At 69.8% G+C, this 615-nt stretch carries 2 pseudogenes; one reads left to right on the top strand and one right to left on the bottom strand.

What is annotated here, in order from left to right:
- Window positions 1-175: pseudogene (locus A5688_RS27295) on the bottom strand (PQQ-dependent sugar dehydrogenase); the annotation flags it as partial.
- A 252-nt stretch (window positions 176-427) separates the two neighbouring features.
- On the opposite strand from A5688_RS27295, the pseudogene A5688_RS09230 reads away from it, so the two are divergent.
- Window positions 428-615 (top strand): annotated as a pseudogene (locus tag A5688_RS09230) (hypothetical protein); the annotation flags it as partial.

Raw genomic sequence — 615 nt, 5'->3', positions numbered from 1 at the left:
GCAACTGCGCCGGCGGGGGAGGCGTCGAGCTGGGCTGCGGCTTCAGTTCGGGGGCGGTGGTGAACGGCTGCGATTGGGCGTCGTTGAAGCGCGCGCACCCGCTCGTTACCAGCACGAGGGTGCACAACGCGGCGAACCCGCGCCGAATCGACCGCCCCGATCGCCCTAGTCGCATGACCGTCAGGCTACGGACAGTGCGGGCGGCGCCGCCACACACGTCCCCTTTGTCCGCCGATCACGACCGCTTTTCGCTCGGCCCGGCGCCGCGTCGGGCGGTCGGGCAATCCCCGGTCGCGGGCCGTCGGGACGGGCTCCCGAGGCGATTTCGGGCCGATCCGGGCGGGTTTGGCTGGCAAACCACCGATTGCCAGGCGAAAGCGCCGCTCAAATCCCCAATTTGGGACCGAATGCCCTTACCCTGACACCCGTGACCAGTCAACCGAATGACGCACATTGGCAACGGCCCGGCGAATCGCCGGAACCGACCCCGGGACGCCCCGCCTCGGCGCGGCTGGTCGATCCCGAAGATGATCTGACGCCAGTCGGCTATCCCGGCGACTTCAACCCGTCCACCGGGACCACCACCGTCATCCCCTACGGTGGCGCCGCCGCTGT

Origin of the sequence: Mycobacterium mantenii, from assembly GCF_001667865.1 — a bacterium.
In the GTDB taxonomy this organism is placed as follows: Bacteria; Actinomycetota; Actinomycetes; order Mycobacteriales; family Mycobacteriaceae; genus Mycobacterium; species Mycobacterium mantenii_A.
The sequence above is the reverse complement of the archived record's forward strand: the minus strand, read 5'-3'. Positions and strand labels throughout refer to the sequence as shown.